Annotated in this window: 15 protein-coding genes and 1 pseudogene; 3 read left to right on the top strand and 13 right to left on the bottom strand. The window is 58.1% G+C overall.

The window, feature by feature from the left end; genetic code table 11:
• Nucleotides 1-203 precede the first annotated feature (203 nt).
• The 3 genes and pseudogenes from ACX9GT_RS15275 to flgL all read left to right on the top strand — a co-directional run.
• Nucleotides 204-317 (top strand): annotated as a pseudogene (locus ACX9GT_RS15275) (glutamate 5-kinase); the annotation flags it as partial.
• A gap of 364 nt (nucleotides 318-681) precedes the next feature.
• Entirely contained in the window at nucleotides 682-2,334 is a 1,653-nt protein-coding gene (gene flgK / locus ACX9GT_RS15270) for a flagellar hook-associated protein FlgK (RefSeq protein WP_473187585.1), read from the top strand.
• An 18-nt stretch (nucleotides 2,335-2,352) separates the two neighbouring features.
• On the top strand, nucleotides 2,353-3,315 hold the full coding sequence (gene flgL / locus ACX9GT_RS15265) for a flagellar hook-associated protein FlgL (protein ID WP_473187584.1): 963 nt from the start codon (nucleotides 2,353-2,355) through the stop codon (nucleotides 3,313-3,315).
• 62 nt (nucleotides 3,316-3,377) lie between these two features.
• Here flgL and fliR read toward each other — a convergent pair whose 3' ends face one another.
• The 13 genes from fliR to fliF all read right to left on the bottom strand — a co-directional run bounded on the left by fliR (nucleotide 3,378) and on the right by fliF (nucleotide 14,244).
• The gene (gene fliR / locus ACX9GT_RS15260; RefSeq protein ID WP_473187583.1) at nucleotides 3,378-4,157 is read right to left on the bottom strand and encodes a flagellar biosynthetic protein FliR; all 780 of its coding nucleotides are present in this window, start codon (nucleotides 4,155-4,157) and stop codon (nucleotides 3,378-3,380) included.
• 2 nt (nucleotides 4,158-4,159) lie between these two features.
• Nucleotides 4,160-4,429, bottom strand: coding sequence for a flagellar biosynthesis protein FliQ (fliQ, locus tag ACX9GT_RS15255; protein WP_473187582.1), 270 nt, complete (start codon nucleotides 4,427-4,429; stop codon nucleotides 4,160-4,162).
• Between the two features lie 376 nt (nucleotides 4,430-4,805).
• Nucleotides 4,806-5,540, bottom strand: a complete 735-nt coding sequence (gene fliP, locus ACX9GT_RS15250) for a flagellar type III secretion system pore protein FliP (RefSeq protein WP_473187581.1) — start codon at nucleotides 5,538-5,540, stop codon at nucleotides 4,806-4,808.
• Nucleotides 5,537-5,941, bottom strand: coding sequence for a flagellar biosynthetic protein FliO (fliO, locus tag ACX9GT_RS15245; protein ID WP_473187580.1), 405 nt, complete (start codon nucleotides 5,939-5,941; stop codon nucleotides 5,537-5,539). Before fliO ends, fliP begins: the two co-directional genes overlap by 4 nt.
• Nucleotides 5,941-6,345, bottom strand: coding sequence for a flagellar motor switch protein FliN (fliN, locus tag ACX9GT_RS15240; RefSeq protein WP_473187579.1), 405 nt, complete (start codon nucleotides 6,343-6,345; stop codon nucleotides 5,941-5,943). The genes fliO and fliN overlap by 1 nt, the downstream gene beginning before the upstream one ends.
• Nucleotides 6,338-7,342: a flagellar motor switch protein FliM gene (fliM, locus tag ACX9GT_RS15235; RefSeq protein ID WP_473187578.1), complete on the bottom strand. Its 1,005-nt coding sequence runs from the start codon at nucleotides 7,340-7,342 to the stop codon at nucleotides 6,338-6,340. Before fliM ends, fliN begins: the two co-directional genes overlap by 8 nt.
• 6 nt (nucleotides 7,343-7,348) lie before the next feature.
• Entirely contained in the window at nucleotides 7,349-7,837 is a 489-nt protein-coding gene (fliL, locus tag ACX9GT_RS15230; RefSeq protein ID WP_473187577.1) for a flagellar basal body-associated protein FliL, read from the bottom strand.
• 124 nt (nucleotides 7,838-7,961) lie between these two features.
• Nucleotides 7,962-9,089, bottom strand: coding sequence for a flagellar hook-length control protein FliK (locus ACX9GT_RS15225; RefSeq protein ID WP_473187576.1), 1,128 nt, complete (start codon nucleotides 9,087-9,089; stop codon nucleotides 7,962-7,964).
• A complete protein-coding gene (fliJ, locus tag ACX9GT_RS15220; RefSeq protein WP_473187575.1) occupies nucleotides 9,086-9,532 on the bottom strand; it encodes a flagellar export protein FliJ in 447 nt (148 codons plus the stop codon). Before fliJ ends, ACX9GT_RS15225 begins: the two co-directional genes overlap by 4 nt.
• An 18-nt stretch (nucleotides 9,533-9,550) precedes the next feature.
• Nucleotides 9,551-10,912: a flagellar protein export ATPase FliI gene (gene fliI, locus ACX9GT_RS15215; RefSeq protein ID WP_473187574.1), complete on the bottom strand. Its 1,362-nt coding sequence runs from the start codon at nucleotides 10,910-10,912 to the stop codon at nucleotides 9,551-9,553.
• Nucleotides 10,912-11,598, bottom strand: a complete 687-nt coding sequence (gene fliH / locus ACX9GT_RS15210; RefSeq protein WP_473187573.1) for a flagellar assembly protein FliH — start codon at nucleotides 11,596-11,598, stop codon at nucleotides 10,912-10,914. The genes fliI and fliH overlap by 1 nt, the downstream gene beginning before the upstream one ends.
• Nucleotides 11,591-12,583 carry a flagellar motor switch protein FliG gene (gene fliG / locus ACX9GT_RS15205; protein ID WP_459402298.1) on the bottom strand — a complete coding sequence of 331 codons (993 nt, stop codon included), beginning with the start codon at nucleotides 12,581-12,583 and terminating at the stop codon, nucleotides 11,591-11,593. Before fliG ends, fliH begins: the two co-directional genes overlap by 8 nt.
• Nucleotides 12,580-14,244 (bottom strand): flagellar basal-body MS-ring/collar protein FliF, encoded by a 1,665-nt coding sequence (fliF, locus tag ACX9GT_RS15200; protein WP_473187572.1) that lies wholly within the window; start codon nucleotides 14,242-14,244, stop codon nucleotides 12,580-12,582. The genes fliG and fliF overlap by 4 nt, the downstream gene beginning before the upstream one ends.
• Between the last annotated feature and the right edge of the window lie 38 nt (nucleotides 14,245-14,282).

Genomic DNA, 14,282 nt, shown 5'->3' with positions numbered 1-14,282 from the left:
AGTGCCCATGATTCAACTCGGTTCTAGCATTGAGTTTTGACAAGTTGAAAAGGAATTCTGAAGTGTGGTAACCATGTCTTGTGACTCTAGATCATCATTCTCAATCCATAATTGCACTAAAGGTTGCATATTTGTTAGTGTGATGATTCCATTTTGTTACAAAATAATTTGTAAAACTCTTTAATCCGAATGGCATAAATATGATGAACAATAGCCAAACATTAGTCGTAAAATTAGGCACTAGTGTGTTAACAGGTGGTTCGCTGGGTTTGAATCGTGCTGGCAGGTTTGAGTGCGCCGAAAAATCCGGTGCTGGCAGTCATGACTAACACTGGAAGCAAACTGCAAATCGATTTTCCAAACAAATGAATTAATGTCTGGTGCTAATACTTGTAGTCAGGATTAAATTTGGTTCACGCAATCACTTTTACTCCGTCAGTGTGTTGAGATAATTCGCCCATTTTTGTAGCCAAACTTTGCATTCTTTATCGTAAGTGTTCGAGTTATAAACGTTGATGACCCCCTTGCGACCTCAAATAAATACCCGTCATGTAAACAAGAGACAACCTTTAGGTCAGGTTCCCCTCAAGTATCCCCCTCTCATGCCGATAACCCATACAGACTAAGCGGCAACGCTCAGCAGAATCATTGAATCCAGCGGTCGCAGCATAAGGAACCCCTATGTCCAACAGCGTAATCAATAGCGCAATGAGTGGCCTGAATGCGGCGCAGGTGGCGCTCAGTACCGTCAGTAACAATATCTCCAACTACAATGTGGCGGGCTACCACCGCCAGATGGCGATCCTGACGCAAAACGCTGGCCTTGGCACCATGAACGGCTTTATCGGTAACGGGGCGAGCGTGACCGGGGTTAACCGTGAATATAACCAGTTTATTATGACGCAGTTGCGCGGTGCGCAAAGTCAGGCTGCGGCCCAGAACAGCTATTTTGAAAAAATCTCACAGATCGACAATCTGTTGGCGAACAAAACCAATACGTTGGCGAGCGGTATGGAGGATTTTTTCAAAAACCTGCAAAACCTGGTCAGCAATGCCGGGGATGACGCTGCGCGCCAGACCGTGCTGGGCAAAGCCAACGGCCTGGTGAATCAGTTCAACAATGCGGATAAATACCTGCGTGATATGGCGACGGGGGTGAATCAGCAACTGAGCGACAGCGCCACGCAGATCAATACCTACAGCCAGCAGATCGCCAGACTGAATGATGGAATCACTCAGTTGCGTGCCAGCAGCGGCGGCAGTGAACCGAATGCGCTGCTGGATCAGCGGGATCAGATGGTCACCGAGCTGAATAAGATTGTCGGTGTGCAGGTGACGCAGCAGGACGGCGATGCCTATACCGTCACCTTTGCCAATGGCCTGACGCTGGTGCAGGGCAACGCTGCGTATCAGGTTGTTGCCGTACCTTCGAGCCAAGATTCGGCCCGTTTGACGCTCGGTTATAACCGGGGTAACGGAGCCAGTGAAATTCCTGAAAGCCAGATCGCGAGCGGTAGCGTCAGCGGGGTGTTGACATTCCGCAACGAATCGCTGGATAGCGCCCACAATCAGTTGGGGCAGTTAGCGCTGGCGCTGGCGAGCAGTTTTAACCAGCAGCACCGACAGGGTTTTGATATCAATGGCGATCCGGGCGAGGATTTCTTCAGCTTCGCGGGGGGGCACGCCATCAGTAATACGCACAACACCGGGAATGCTTCTTTGCTGGTGGCTTTTACCGACACCAGCAAAGTTAAAGCCAGCGATTACCGGATGGAGTTTGATGGTAGCGAATGGCAGGTGACGCGCCTTGCCGACAGCGCCAAGGTAACAGCCATGGCCGGAACCGATGCCGACGGCAAACCGACGTTAAGTTTTGACGGTTTGCAGATCGGCGTTGGCGGCCATGCGCACAAGAACGACAGTTTCACCATTAAACCGGTCAGCGATGTGGCGGGCAGCCTGAAAGTGGCGATCGGTGATTCGGCAAAGCTGGCGGCAGCGGGAGCAGCAAACGGTGGCAAGGGCGACAACGATAACGCCAAGAAGCTGCTCAATCTGCAAACGCAAAAGGTGGTGGAGGGCAAAGCAACGCTGAGCGGCGCCTATGCCGGGCTGGTGAGCAGCGTCGGTAACCAGACCGCCACGGCCAAGGTTAACAGCACTTCGCAAACCCATATCGTCAAACAACTGGAGGTTCAGCAGCAAGCGATCTCCGGGGTTAATCTGGATGAAGAATACGGCGAGCTGCTGCGTTTCCAGCAATATTACATGGCCAATGCGCAGGTGATTCAGACCGCTACCGCCATGTTTGACGCCTTGCTGAATATTCGTTGAATTTGAGGAACCCACACCATGCGCATAAGCACCAGCATGATCTATCAGCAGAATCTGTCGGGGGTCACCAATAATCAGTCGCTGTGGATGCAGGCCGGGCAGCAACTCACCAGCGGCAAGCGCGTCATTTCACCTTCGGACGATCCGCTGGCAGCCTCACAGGCGGTGATGATCTCCCAGGCGATATCCGAGAATAGCCAGTATGCGCTGGCGCGGACGTTCGCTCGCCAGAATATCTCGCTGGAAGAAACCGTGCTGCGCAGCGCGGCGGATGGCATCAAAGATATGAAAGCGCTGATCGTCAACGCCGGGGACGGTACGCTCAGTGACAACGATCGCGATTCGCTCGCCACCCGCTTGCAGGGGCTGAAAGATCAACTGTTAAGCCAGGCGAACAGCACCGATGGCAATGGCCGCTATATTTTTGCCGGTTATGCCAACGATCAGCCGCCGTTTGCCGAACAGGGTGGCACGGTGGTTTATCAGGGCAGCCATTCAGCGATCGAACAACAGGTGGATGCCAACCGCACCATGACCATCGGCCATAGCGGCAGCGGGATCTTTATGGCGTTAACCCGCAATATCAAGCCCGAACCGGATGGCAGCCCTTCAGAAGTTAATGTGTTCAAAAGCATCGATATGGCGCTCGATGCCCTGAAAACCCCATTGCAGGGAGCTGATGATGCCACCCGTGACCAGGTGAAAGCTGCACTGGATAAGGCCGCTCGCGGCCTGGATAACACCTATAACAACGTGCTGAGCACCAGTGCGGTACTGGGTACTCAATTACAGGAGCTGGATGTGTTGGACAATATGGGTATTGAAAGTAACACCTATCATCAGGGGCAACTGAGCGCGCTGGTTGATGCCGATGTGGTCGAAGCGATCTCGTCTTACTCTATGCAGCAGGCGGCGTTGCAGGCGTCGTATAAGACTTTCAGTGATATGCAGGGGATGTCGCTGTTCCAGATCAATCGTTAATTGCGTTTTTCGTTTTGGTACGGCACTTCTTCCTACACAACCCGGTGCCGTACCCCTTTTTATTATTTCATTCCGCCTATCAGCAGCGCTAACCGATCGAAAAACTCGCCAAACAGATGCTCACAGAACGGGGCCAGCATCGGCATCATCAGGCCAATGGTGAGAATGCCGATGGTCATGGTGACCGGAAAACCGATAACGAATACCGAAAGTTGCGGGGTGACGCGGTTGAGCAAACCGAGTGCCAGATTGAGCGTCAGCAGCAGGCAGATCAGCGGCAGTGCCAGCATCATACCGTTGATAAAGATCGGTGAACCCAACTGCGCAAGCGCCAGAAAGCCGTTGCCGTTAAGCGGCTGAGCTTGGATCGGCAGCGTGTAAAAGCTGTCTGCCAAGAGGGAGATCAGCCACAGATGCCCGTCAAAACTCAGGAACAGCAGCATCGCCAGCAGGTTCAGCAACCGCGCCAGGATCGGCGTATTGGGGCCACCGGCAGGATCGAAGAAGGTGGCGAACGACAGCCCCATCTGCATACCGATCACCTCTCCGGCCAGGCGCACGGCGGCAAAGGCAAACTGCATGGTCAGCCCGAGCGCCACACCAATCAGCACTTGCTGCACCGCCAGCCACAGGCCGGTGATGGAAAAAATCGGGATATTGCTGCTGGGCAACGCCGGGGCGATCAGCAACACGATCAGCCCGCCAAGGCCGATTTTTACCCGTTTGCCGATCTGTTTTTCACTGAATAACGGCGCGGTAGCGATCAGCGCCAGCACGCGCAGCAGCGGCCAGAAAAACTGGCTGAGCCAGACGCTGAGCTGTGCGCTGTCGAAGGTGAGCATGATTAGCCAATCAGCTGCGGCAGATGGCTGAACAGCAGGCGCATGTAATCCAGCAGCAGATTCAGCATCCACGGCCCGGCAATGATGAGGGTGGCGGCCACCGACAGGATCTTGGGAATAAAAGACAGCGTCATTTCGTTAATCTGCGTGGCTGCCTGTAGCAGGCTGACCACCAGCCCGCTGATCAACGCCGCCAGCAGCAGCGGGGCGGCCAGCGCCAGCGCCACTTTCATCGCTTCGGCACCGAGTGTCATTACTGATTCAGGTGTCATCGTTATTCTCCACTATGAAAATCCTCCTTTTGGCGAAGTGCCGGTCAGTTGAGCGCAAGACTGCATAATCCTGCAGCCCTTTGCTAACCCCTCACCCTAACCCTCTCCCCGAGGGAGAGGGAACTGGTCAGCCGCCACGGGGTTAGCCTGGCTAAAACTCCCACCGCGATGCTGAATAGAACGCCCCCTCTCCCTGCGGGAGAGGGCCGGGGTGAGGGGCTTGTAGTTCGGTGATACTCCCCTAACCCTCTCCCCGAGGGAGAGGGAACTGGTCAGCCGCCACGGGGTTAGCCTGGCTAAAACCCACACCACAATGCTGAACAGAGCGCCCCCTCTCCCTGAGGGAGAGGGCCGGGGTGAGGGGCGGGGCACCGGCCTAGCTATAAAAACTCTGCGCCAGCGAGCCGAGCAGCAACTGCCAGCCGTCGACCAGCACAAACAGCATCAGCTTGAAGGGTAATGAGATCGTCGCGGGTGGCACCATCATCATCCCCAGCGCCATCAGCACGCTGGCGACCACCAGATCGATAATCAGAAACGGAATAAAGACGGTAAAGCCGATCTGAAAGGCGGTTTTCAACTCGCTGGTGACATAAGCAGGTAACAGAATGCGCATCGGCACTGCTTCCGGCCCGGCCAGCGGCGGCAGGTTGGCGAGTTTGGCGTACAGGGCCAGATCGGTTTCCCGCGTCTGGCGCAGCATAAATTCACGCAATGGCTGCGAACCTTGCTCGAACGCTACCTCCATGCTGATTTTATCCTGGCTAAAGGGCAGATAAGCGTCCTGGTATACCTTGTCGAATACCGGCGACATGATGAAGAAGGTCAGAAACAGCGCCAGCCCCAGCATCACCTGATTCGGCGGGGCCGAAGGGGTGCCCAGCGCGTTACGCAGCAGGCCCAGCACGATGATGATCCGGGTGAAGCTGGTCATCATCAGCAGCATGGCGGGCAGGAAGCTGAGTGAGGTCAGCAACACCAGGGTTTGCACTGGCAATGACCAGCTTTGGCCGCCGTTGGCTAAAGGTTGGCTGATCAGGCCGGGTAATTGGGCCAAAGCCGCTGGGCTCAGCAACAACAGGGTAGCGGCAAGCAGCGGCAGTGGATTCATCGCGCTTTCCCCCGGCGCTTCAGCACGCTGTGCATGATCTGGCGGAAATCCGCCGGTGGCGTGTCTGTTTCTGCCGTGTGGTCTTTGGTCGGGGCCGGTAGGGTATGCAGTGGGGTGATCTGCTGGGCGGTGACCCCCAGCACTAGCCAGGTGTTATCCACTTCGACCACGACCACCCGTTCACGCTGCCCCACTTGGCAACTGGCTTTCAGTTTGAGCACTTTATTGCCGTGAACCTGGGGCGCAAACCCTAAGCGGCGGAACAGCCAACCGGCGAAGACAATCAGCAGCAGGATTGCGCCGAGCGCACTGCTGACCTGCATCAGCGTTGAACCGGTGGGCAGTGCGGTAACCGGCTGCTGCTGAGTGCTCTGGGTGGGCACGGCGGCGTGGGCGTTCATCAGCGGCTCAGGCGGCGCATGCGCTCGGAAGGGGTAATGATGTCGGTGATGCGCACGCCGAACTTATCGGCTACTACCACTACTTCGCCTTGGGCGATCAGATAGCCGTTGATCAGGATATCCAACGGTTCTCCGGCCAGGCCGTCCAGCGCTACCACGGAACCCTGTGACAGGCGCAGCAGTTCTTTGATGGTCATTTTGGTGCGGCCCAGTTCGACGGTCAGCTTGACCGGAATATCCAGAATCAGATCGATATCTTGCAGGTTGCCAAGCGCCTCCTGGGCTTCTAACGATTTGAATACGCCTTCGGTGGTCGCGGCGGCCTGTTGCTCGTTAAACGCATCAGCCCACAGATCGTCTACGGATCCCGGTTGTTCGCCAGAGGGTTGCTTAGGATCACTCATTGGGCTGTTCCTCATTCAGAGCATTTAAAATGGGGTTAATCAGATGTTCAACGCGCAGGGCGTACTGCCCATCCAGAGTGCCGTATTGGCTGGTTAACACCGGCACGCCGTCGACGTGGGCGATCAGGCGCTCCGGTTTATCAATCGGTAACACATCGCCGGGTTGCAGTTTCAGCACTTTTGACAGGCGCAAGGGGATATCGACAAAGTTGGCAATCAGCTCCAGTTCCGAGTGCTGCACCTGCTTCACCAGCGTTTCCCGCCAATGGCTATCTTCCTGGCGTGAATTCTCCAGCGGCGGATTGGTCAGCAGTTCCCGCAGCGGTTCGATCATGGCGAACGGAATGCAGATATTGAACTCGCCATTCAGCGCGCCGATCTCCACCTGGAACGGCGTGGTGACCACGATGTCGTTCGGCGAGGTGGTGATATTGGTGAATTTGACCTGCATTTCGGCACGTACGTACTCCACGTTGAGCTTGTAGATGGCGCTCCAGGCATCGCCGTAGGCCTCCAGCGCCAGGCGCAGCATGCGTTTGATCACCCGCTGTTCGGTCGGCGTGAATTCCCGCCCTTCCACTTTGGTCGGGAAACGGCCATCGCCACCAAACAGGTTATCGACGGCGATAAACACCAGACTGGGGGCAAATACGAACAGCGCCGTGCCGCGCAGCGGGTTCAGATGCACCAGATTGAGGTTGGTCGGCACCGGCAGATTGCGGGCAAATTCATGGTACGGCTGGATCTTGATCGGGCCGACGGTAATATCCGGGCTGCGGCGCAGCAGATTGAATAACCCTATACGGAACTGGCGGGCAAAGCGTTCATTGATAATCTCTAACGCCTGTAGCCGTTCACGCACCACGCGGCGCTGGGTATTCGGGTCGTAAAGTTTGATCTCATTCTCGCTGCCAATGGCCGCAGCGGGCTGCTCCCCTTCGGTTTCACCGTTGAGTAAGGCGTCGATCTCGGCCTGTGAAAGAAGACTGTCGCCCATAGAGGATTACCGCAGTATAAAGGCAGTGAATAGCACATCGCTGATCGCCTGTTTAGGCTGCCCTTTGACCAGCGGTGTACCGAGGACTTCTTTGATCTGCACCACCAACTGATGTTTCCCCTGTTCACTGGCCAGTTGACCAGCTTCCTGCCGCGACAGCAGCATCAGCAAGCGGCTGCGCACTTCCGGCAGAAAATCGTTTAACCGCTGGCGCGTGGCTTCATCGGGTAAGCGCAGCGTCAGGCCGATATACAGCACGCGATCGGGGTTGTTATCCGGCGTGACCAAGTTGACGGTAAAGGTGTCGAGCGGCATAAACACCGGCGCGGGCGGAGGTAGCTTTTGCGCCGCTGCGGTAGACTTACCGTCTTTCTGTGGTTGCATCAGCCACCAAACGTAGCCTGTGGCCCCGCAGGCGCCAAGGACGATCAGTACCAGCAGGATCACCTGGAACGAACGCTTTTTGGGTGCTGTCGGCAGGGAGTTTTCAGACATGATGTAATATCCATTAGGGTGGCGGTGTGCAAAAAACTCACGCATGACATATAAGCGAATTATCTCGCTTATCCTGCTGGGCAATAGCCAGAATAGGTGGAGAAAAGCGCGCCAGATTGGGCGTTTAGGCGAAAATATCCACGCCTTCGACCGAACGGGCCATCGCCTGCAAGGTCGCTGGGGTATCAAGGTTTTGCATACGGGGTTCCGCGCGGCCGTGCTGCTGGCGATACGCAGGCTGCCCGCCGTTGTGTGAGTTTTGCTGCGGTGATGGCAGCGATTCGCCGCCAACGCTGCTCTGGCCAAGGTTGATGCCGTTTTCCGCCAGTGCCTGGCGCAACTGCGGCAGCGCGGCCTCCACCGCCGAACGCACCTGACCCTGTGTCGAGGCAATATGTAACTGCACCTGCTTGTCGTCGAGTGTCAGCCTGATTTGCAGCGCGCCCAACTCCTGCGGATGCAGACGCAGTTCGGCACTTTGCTGGCCGTTGCGCTGGAACAGCAGCACCTGTTGGCTTAATGCCTGTTGCCATTCCGCGCTGCCGAGTGGCGCAGGCAACTGAGGTGCTGGCGGTGTGCTCGCCGCTGTGGTGGCGGCTACCGGGCTGGCAACCGCTGGTGGGGAAGCATGAGCGATCGGCGGTGAGGGTTGGGCAGGCTCGGCGGCGAGTTTGGTTGGCGTGGGCGTTTGGCCAGTCTGGTTATCGGGCGTGAGCGGGGTTGGATCGGCTTTTACCGCCAGCGGGGTTTTATCGGCAACGGCTACAGGTGCTTTCTGCTGGGCCTGGTTTGGCGCTGGTGCGGTGGGTTGATCATTCAGCGTGCTCAGCAAATCCGTGGCTTCAGGCTGGTTTTGCTCAACAATCGCTTCTGAACTGATGGGTTGCGGCGCTGGTGCTGCGGGCAACATGGCGAACAGTGCTTGCAGCGTGGCGGCTGGTGGTAATGGGATTTCACTTTCATCAAGCTGATGGCTGGCGTCAATCAACGCAGCCTGGGGTTCTTCTGTGCGGCTCAGCAAGCCAGCTTGCTCCAACAGAGGGCTGCGGCTTAACGCCGGTGCGTCGGGAGCCGCAGCCTGTAACGGTGCCGCCGTCAGTTTGCCGCTCGGTTTCCTCTCGGGCGAAAAACGTTCACCGAGCAGTTGGGCAAAGGCCGACGACAGCTCGCTATCGCTCAGCGGCAGAACGGTTTCACCTATTGCCAGATTATCGCCAGCCGCCAGCAGGCCAGCCGCAAGGTTGAGGTTCATTGGGCGAGGTTCCTGTGTGTACTGCGTTGCGCGAACTCATCCATCAGTTTCTGATCCCGTTTATTCTCCAACACCTGTTCGGCACTCAAGGCGCGGGTATGCAGGGTGTCAAAGGCGTTCAGCCGTTGCTGTTTGTCCTGCCAGTGCTTGGCGGCGTGAGTGACTTTTTCGTTCCACTGCAACACATGGTGGCGGTGCTGAACAATCGCCTGTTCAAGCGTGCCGATAAACTGCTGATAGTTTTGCCAACTGGCAGAGCCCATGCCATCGCACAGGGTGCTATTCAGCCTGTGGCGATACTCATCCTGATAGTTAAGCAGCAGGCTGAGCTGCTGCTCTGCGGCCTGCTGCGCCTGGCGTGCCTGGCCGAGTTGCTGTGCGGCCTGTTCCACCGCGCTCTGCGCCAGATCGCGCAGAATAATCAGAGGTGATGGTGTTTTCATCGCGCTCACTCCCCTTGGTTACAGGATCAGTTGCCGTAATTGCTGGCAGGCATCGTCGTAGCCGCTGCGTTCGAAGATGCCCTGTTGCAGATAGGCTTCCATCTGCGGATACAGCGTGATGGCGCGGTCCAGCAACGGGTCACTGCCTGCGGCATAGGCACCCACGCTGATCAAGTCGCGGTTACGCTGGTAGCTGGCCAACATCTGCTTGAATTGCCGTACCCGGCGGTAGTGTTCTTCATCCATTAACGAGGTCATCGCCCGGCTGATCGAGGCTTCGATATCAATAGCCGGATAATGCCCGGCCTCCGCCAAACGCCGTGCTAACACTACGTGGCCGTCGAGAATGGCGCGCGCCGAATCGGCGATCGGATCCTGCTGGTCGTCACCCTCGGTCAGCACCGTGTAGAAAGCGGTAATCGAGCCGCCGCCGCTGATGCCGTTACCGGCGCGCTCCACCAGCGCGGGCAATTTGGCAAACACCGACGGGGGATAGCCTTTGGTAGCCGGTGGTTCACCGATCGCCAAGGCGATCTCGCGCTGCGCCATGGCGTAACGGGTGAGCGAATCCATAATCAGCAGCACGTGCTGGCCGCGATCGCGGAAGTCTTCGGCGATGCGGGTAGCATAGGCGGCACCCTGCATGCGCAGCAAGGGCGAAACATCGGCCGGAGCGGCGATCACCACCGAACGGGCACGGCCTTCGGCACCCAGAATGTTTTCGATAAAATCCTTCACCTCACGGCCACGTTCACCGATCAGCCCGACGACAATCACGTCGGCCTGGGTATAGCGTGCCATCATGCCGAGCAACACGCTTTTACCGACGCCGGAACCGGCGAACAGGCCCATCCGCTGGCCGCGCCCAACGGTGAGCAAACCGTTGATGGTGCGCACGCCGACGTCGAGCACCTGCTCAATCGGTGTGCGTTGCAGCGGGTTGAACGGCGCGGTGATAAGCTGAGCCCGATAGCCGGTTTCTGGCGGTGGCAGACCGTCGAGCGGTTTGGCGCTGCCGTCCAGCACCCGGCCCAGCAGCGCAGGGCCGAGGGGCAGTTGCTTGCTGGCGCTTTGCCCTTCCGGGGCGATGCGCGCATAGACTCGAGCGCCGGGAACGATGCCGTCCACTTCTTCCAGCGGCATCAGGAACAGCCGTTGGCCGTTGAACCCGACCACTTCACTTTCCACCTCCTGTATGGCACCGGCATCATGGCGTTCGATCAGGCAGGTTGCTCCGAGCGGCAATTGCAGCCCGGTGGCTTCCAGTACCAAGCCGGTGGCGCGCACCAGTCGGCCGTAGCGGCGTACCGCAGGTGCACGGGCAATGCGTTTTTCCAGCGCATCCAGCGCGTTCAGCCAGCGGCCGAGTCGCACGGTCATTACACCTCTCCCGGCGCTGCCAGGCGGCAAAGCTCATGCCAGCGCGTTGCCAGGCTGGCATCCAGATCGCCTTCGTCGGCGCTGACTTTGCAGCCGCCGGGGTGCAGTTGGCCATCGGCCAGCAGCCGCCAGCCATGCAGGCTGAGCGTAACGCCAAGCTGCTGTTCCACCCGCGGGTAATCATCCGGGTGCACGCGTAGCTGCGGTTTGCCGCTGAACATCGGTTCCTGCTGGATCAACTGCTGGATCTGGCCGAGCAGGGCGGTGCCGTCGCAGACCGGGGGCTGGCCGATCACCTGTTTGGCGGCGGTCAAGGCCAGTTGCATCAGGCGCGAGGCAATCACGCTGTCGAGGGCATCCAGCGTGTGCTGAAACTCGCTGACCAGCTGTTGCCACTGTTCCGTCAGCGGCTGTTGCTGCTGCTGGCCTTCGGCAATGCCTTGCTGACGCCCTTCCTCCAGCCCGGTTTGAAAACCGGCGGCGTAACCTTGTTGTTGGCCCTCGGTATAGCCCTGCTGTTGCGCCTGCTGGCGTAGTCTTTCCAGCCGTTGCTGCTCATCGGCCGCGTTCCTCTGCGGGATGAGTTCAATCTCTGGCGGTGGTTCTGCCTCAGTTAACGGCGTGGGTGCGGCCAGATCTTTGGGCGACCAGCGCTGCCAGGGCAGGGTATTGAGGCGATCAGACATAGGTGTCCTCGCCGCCGCCAACAATCATTTCGCCGGTTTCCGCCAGGCGGCGCACCACGAGCAGGATGGCTTTTTGTTCGTTCTCCACCTGCGACATGCGCACCGGGCCACGGTTGGCCAAGTCGTCGCGCAGGATCTCGGCGGCGCGTTGCGACATGTTCTTGAGGAATTTTTCGCGCAGCGGTTGTTCGGCGCCTTTCAGGGCGATCAGCAGCGATTCGCCCTCGACTTCCTGCAACAGGCGCTGGATGCTGCGATCGTCCACGTCCACCAGATTTTCGAACAGGAACATCTCGTCGATAATTTTCTGCGCCAGTTCGCCGTCGTATTCGCGCATGGCACCCATTACCGCCTCTTCCTGGTGAGTTTTCATCAGGTTGATGATCTCGGCGGCGGTGCGTACTCCGCCCATTTTGCTGCGCTTGAGGTTTTGCCCATCCAGCAGGTTGTTCAGCACTTCGGTCAACTCCGCCAGCGCAGCCGGTTGTACCCCGCCGAAGGTGGCGATACGCAGCATCACGTCGTTGCGCTGGCGCTCGTCGAACTGCGCCAGGATGTCTGCCGCCTGAGCGCGTTTCAAGTGCACCAGAATGGTGGCGATAATCTGCGGATGTTCATCGCGGATCAGATCGGCCGCACTCTGCGGCTCCATAAAGTTGAGCGTTTCCATGCCGGAGGTGGTTTCACGCGATTCGAGGATGTCTTCCAGCAGGCTGGCGGCGCGCTCTTCCCCCAGAGCCTTAATCAGCACTGAACGCAGGTAGTCGTTGGCGTTGACGCTGAGTGCCGCAAACTGGTCGGCGTCATCTTCAAACTCGGTGAGAAGCTCCCCCAACTGCTTGTGGGATACCTGGCGCATACTGGCCATAGTGCCGCTCAGTTGCTGTACTTCACGCGAGGAGAGATGTTTGAACACCTCGGCCGCGCGATCTTCGCCTAACGTCATCAGCAGGATGGCGCTTTTTTCTGTCCCTGACAGGCTCATAGCTCGTTACTCATCCATTGGCGGATCACCAGAGCGACCACGCGCGGATCTTTGTCGGCCAGATCGCGGATCCGTTGGCCCTGGACTTCGGCATTGACGCGCTGCTGCGATTTTTTACGCAGCGCCAACTCTTCGTGGTTGGGCTTGTTGATCTCAGCTGCGGGCAGATGGGTGGCGGCAAGAGCGACTGGGCGGCCTTGCAGCTGCGGGCGCACCAGCTTGCGCCACAGCAGCCAGGCTACCAGTAGCACCAGCAGATAGCGGCCCGCCTTGAATACCTGCTCAATAAACGCCTGTGACTGCCAGAACGGCAATTCGCTGCGCACGGGCTCCACATCGTTGAACGGCGTATTCACCACGTTCAACGTATCGCCACGGCTGCTGGAGTAGCCCATCGCTTCGCGCACCAGCGATTCCACCTGGGCCAACTGCTCTTTGCTCATGAGCACCGGTTTACCGTCTTGATCGGTGCCCAGCGTATTGATCACTACGGCGACCGACAGGCGCTCTACCGCACCGGCTTTTTGCTGGGTATGGCGGATGGTGCGATCCAACTCATAGTTGGTGGTTTCATCACGGCGGGTATTCTGTGGCTGGCCGCTGTTGGCATTTGCCGTGGAGGTATTGGCGTTGGCTGGCGTATTCGCTGCTTTTGCGGGTTTGGCTTTTTCGATCGGTGCGCTAGCGGGGGCGCTGGGTTGATTGGAAAGGGCACCCGGCACGCCGCCGATCGGCTGCCCACCAAGCTGTTCGCTCTGGCTGAGCTGTTTTGAACGTATCGCAGACTTATCGGCGGTCTGGTTAGGCTGATACTGTTCGTCGGTTTGCTCGCGGGTGGCAAAATCAATCTGTGCGGTGACCTGGGCGCGCACGTTGGCACTGCCGACGATCGGCGCAATGATGGCTTCGATGCGGCGCTGGTAGCGGTTTTCCACGTCGTTGGCATATTTTAGTTGCGCCGCATTGAGATCGCGCCCGCTGCCGTCGGACTGGGTCAACAGGCGGCCAGCCTGATCGACGACGGTCACGTTGGCAGGGGGCAAGCCCGCGACGCTGCTGGCCACCATATGCACGATGGCATTGATTTGGCCATCGTCCAGCGCCCGGCCAGATTGTAGCGTGAGGGTGACCGAGGCTGAAGGCGGCTTTTGTTCACGAACAAACAGCGAAGGCTTTGGCAGCGCCAGATGCACGCGGGCATTCTGTACCGGCCCCAGCGATTCAATGGTACGCGACAGTTCGCCCTCCAGCGCCCGTTGGTAGTTGATCTGCTCGCTGAACTGGCTGATGCCAAACTTTTCCTGATCGAGCAGTTCGAAGCCGACGGCACCGCCTTTCGGCAGCCCCTGTTGTGCCAAGCGTAACCGGGTTTCGTGTACCTTTTCTGCCGGGATCATCAGTGCCGAACCGTTCTCGGTAAAGCGGTAAGGGATGTTCATCTGCGTCAGTTGCGTGACGATGGCCCCGCCGTCGCGATCGCCAAGATTGCTGTACAGCACCCGATAATCCGCACTTTTCACCCATAACAGCAACGCGACCACGGTGGCGATCGCGGCAGAAGCGGCGATCAGCAGTGGAATTTTCGGGCTGGCACGCAGGCGGTGCCACATGGCTGGAAAACCATGATCCTGGGCGGCGCCGGTGCTGCTTGAGGCACTCATGCTGACAGATTCTCAGTATGAGGGTTAGCGTTGTGTGG

Source organism: Serratia sp. YWN4 (assembly GCF_055790845.1).
Note: the sequence above shows the minus strand (reverse complement) of the source record. Positions and strands in the feature narration are given on the sequence as shown.

Coding starts and splice junctions, on each gene's coding strand:
- flgK (WP_473187585.1), top strand. CDS start 682: ATGTCCAACAGCGTAATCAATAGCGCAATGAGTGGCCTGAATGCGGCG.
- flgL (WP_473187584.1), top strand. CDS start 2,353: ATGCGCATAAGCACCAGCATGATCTATCAGCAGAATCTGTCGGGGGTC.
- fliR (WP_473187583.1), bottom strand. CDS start 4,157: ATGCTCACCTTCGACAGCGCACAGCTCAGCGTCTGGCTCAGCCAGTTT.
- fliQ (WP_473187582.1), bottom strand. CDS start 4,429: ATGACACCTGAATCAGTAATGACACTCGGTGCCGAAGCGATGAAAGTG.
- fliP (WP_473187581.1), bottom strand. CDS start 5,540: ATGAATCCACTGCCGCTGCTTGCCGCTACCCTGTTGTTGCTGAGCCCA.
- fliO (WP_473187580.1), bottom strand. CDS start 5,941: ATGAACGCCCACGCCGCCGTGCCCACCCAGAGCACTCAGCAGCAGCCG.
- fliN (WP_473187579.1), bottom strand. CDS start 6,345: ATGAGTGATCCTAAGCAACCCTCTGGCGAACAACCGGGATCCGTAGAC.
- fliM (WP_473187578.1), bottom strand. CDS start 7,342: ATGGGCGACAGTCTTCTTTCACAGGCCGAGATCGACGCCTTACTCAAC.
- fliL (WP_473187577.1), bottom strand. CDS start 7,837: ATGTCTGAAAACTCCCTGCCGACAGCACCCAAAAAGCGTTCGTTCCAG.
- ACX9GT_RS15225 (WP_473187576.1), bottom strand. CDS start 9,089: ATGAACCTCAACCTTGCGGCTGGCCTGCTGGCGGCTGGCGATAATCTG.
- fliJ (WP_473187575.1), bottom strand. CDS start 9,532: ATGAAAACACCATCACCTCTGATTATTCTGCGCGATCTGGCGCAGAGC.
- fliI (WP_473187574.1), bottom strand. CDS start 10,912: ATGACCGTGCGACTCGGCCGCTGGCTGAACGCGCTGGATGCGCTGGAA.
- fliH (WP_473187573.1), bottom strand. CDS start 11,598: ATGTCTGATCGCCTCAATACCCTGCCCTGGCAGCGCTGGTCGCCCAAA.
- fliG (WP_459402298.1), bottom strand. CDS start 12,583: ATGAGCCTGTCAGGGACAGAAAAAAGCGCCATCCTGCTGATGACGTTA.
- fliF (WP_473187572.1), bottom strand. CDS start 14,244: ATGAGTGCCTCAAGCAGCACCGGCGCCGCCCAGGATCATGGTTTTCCA.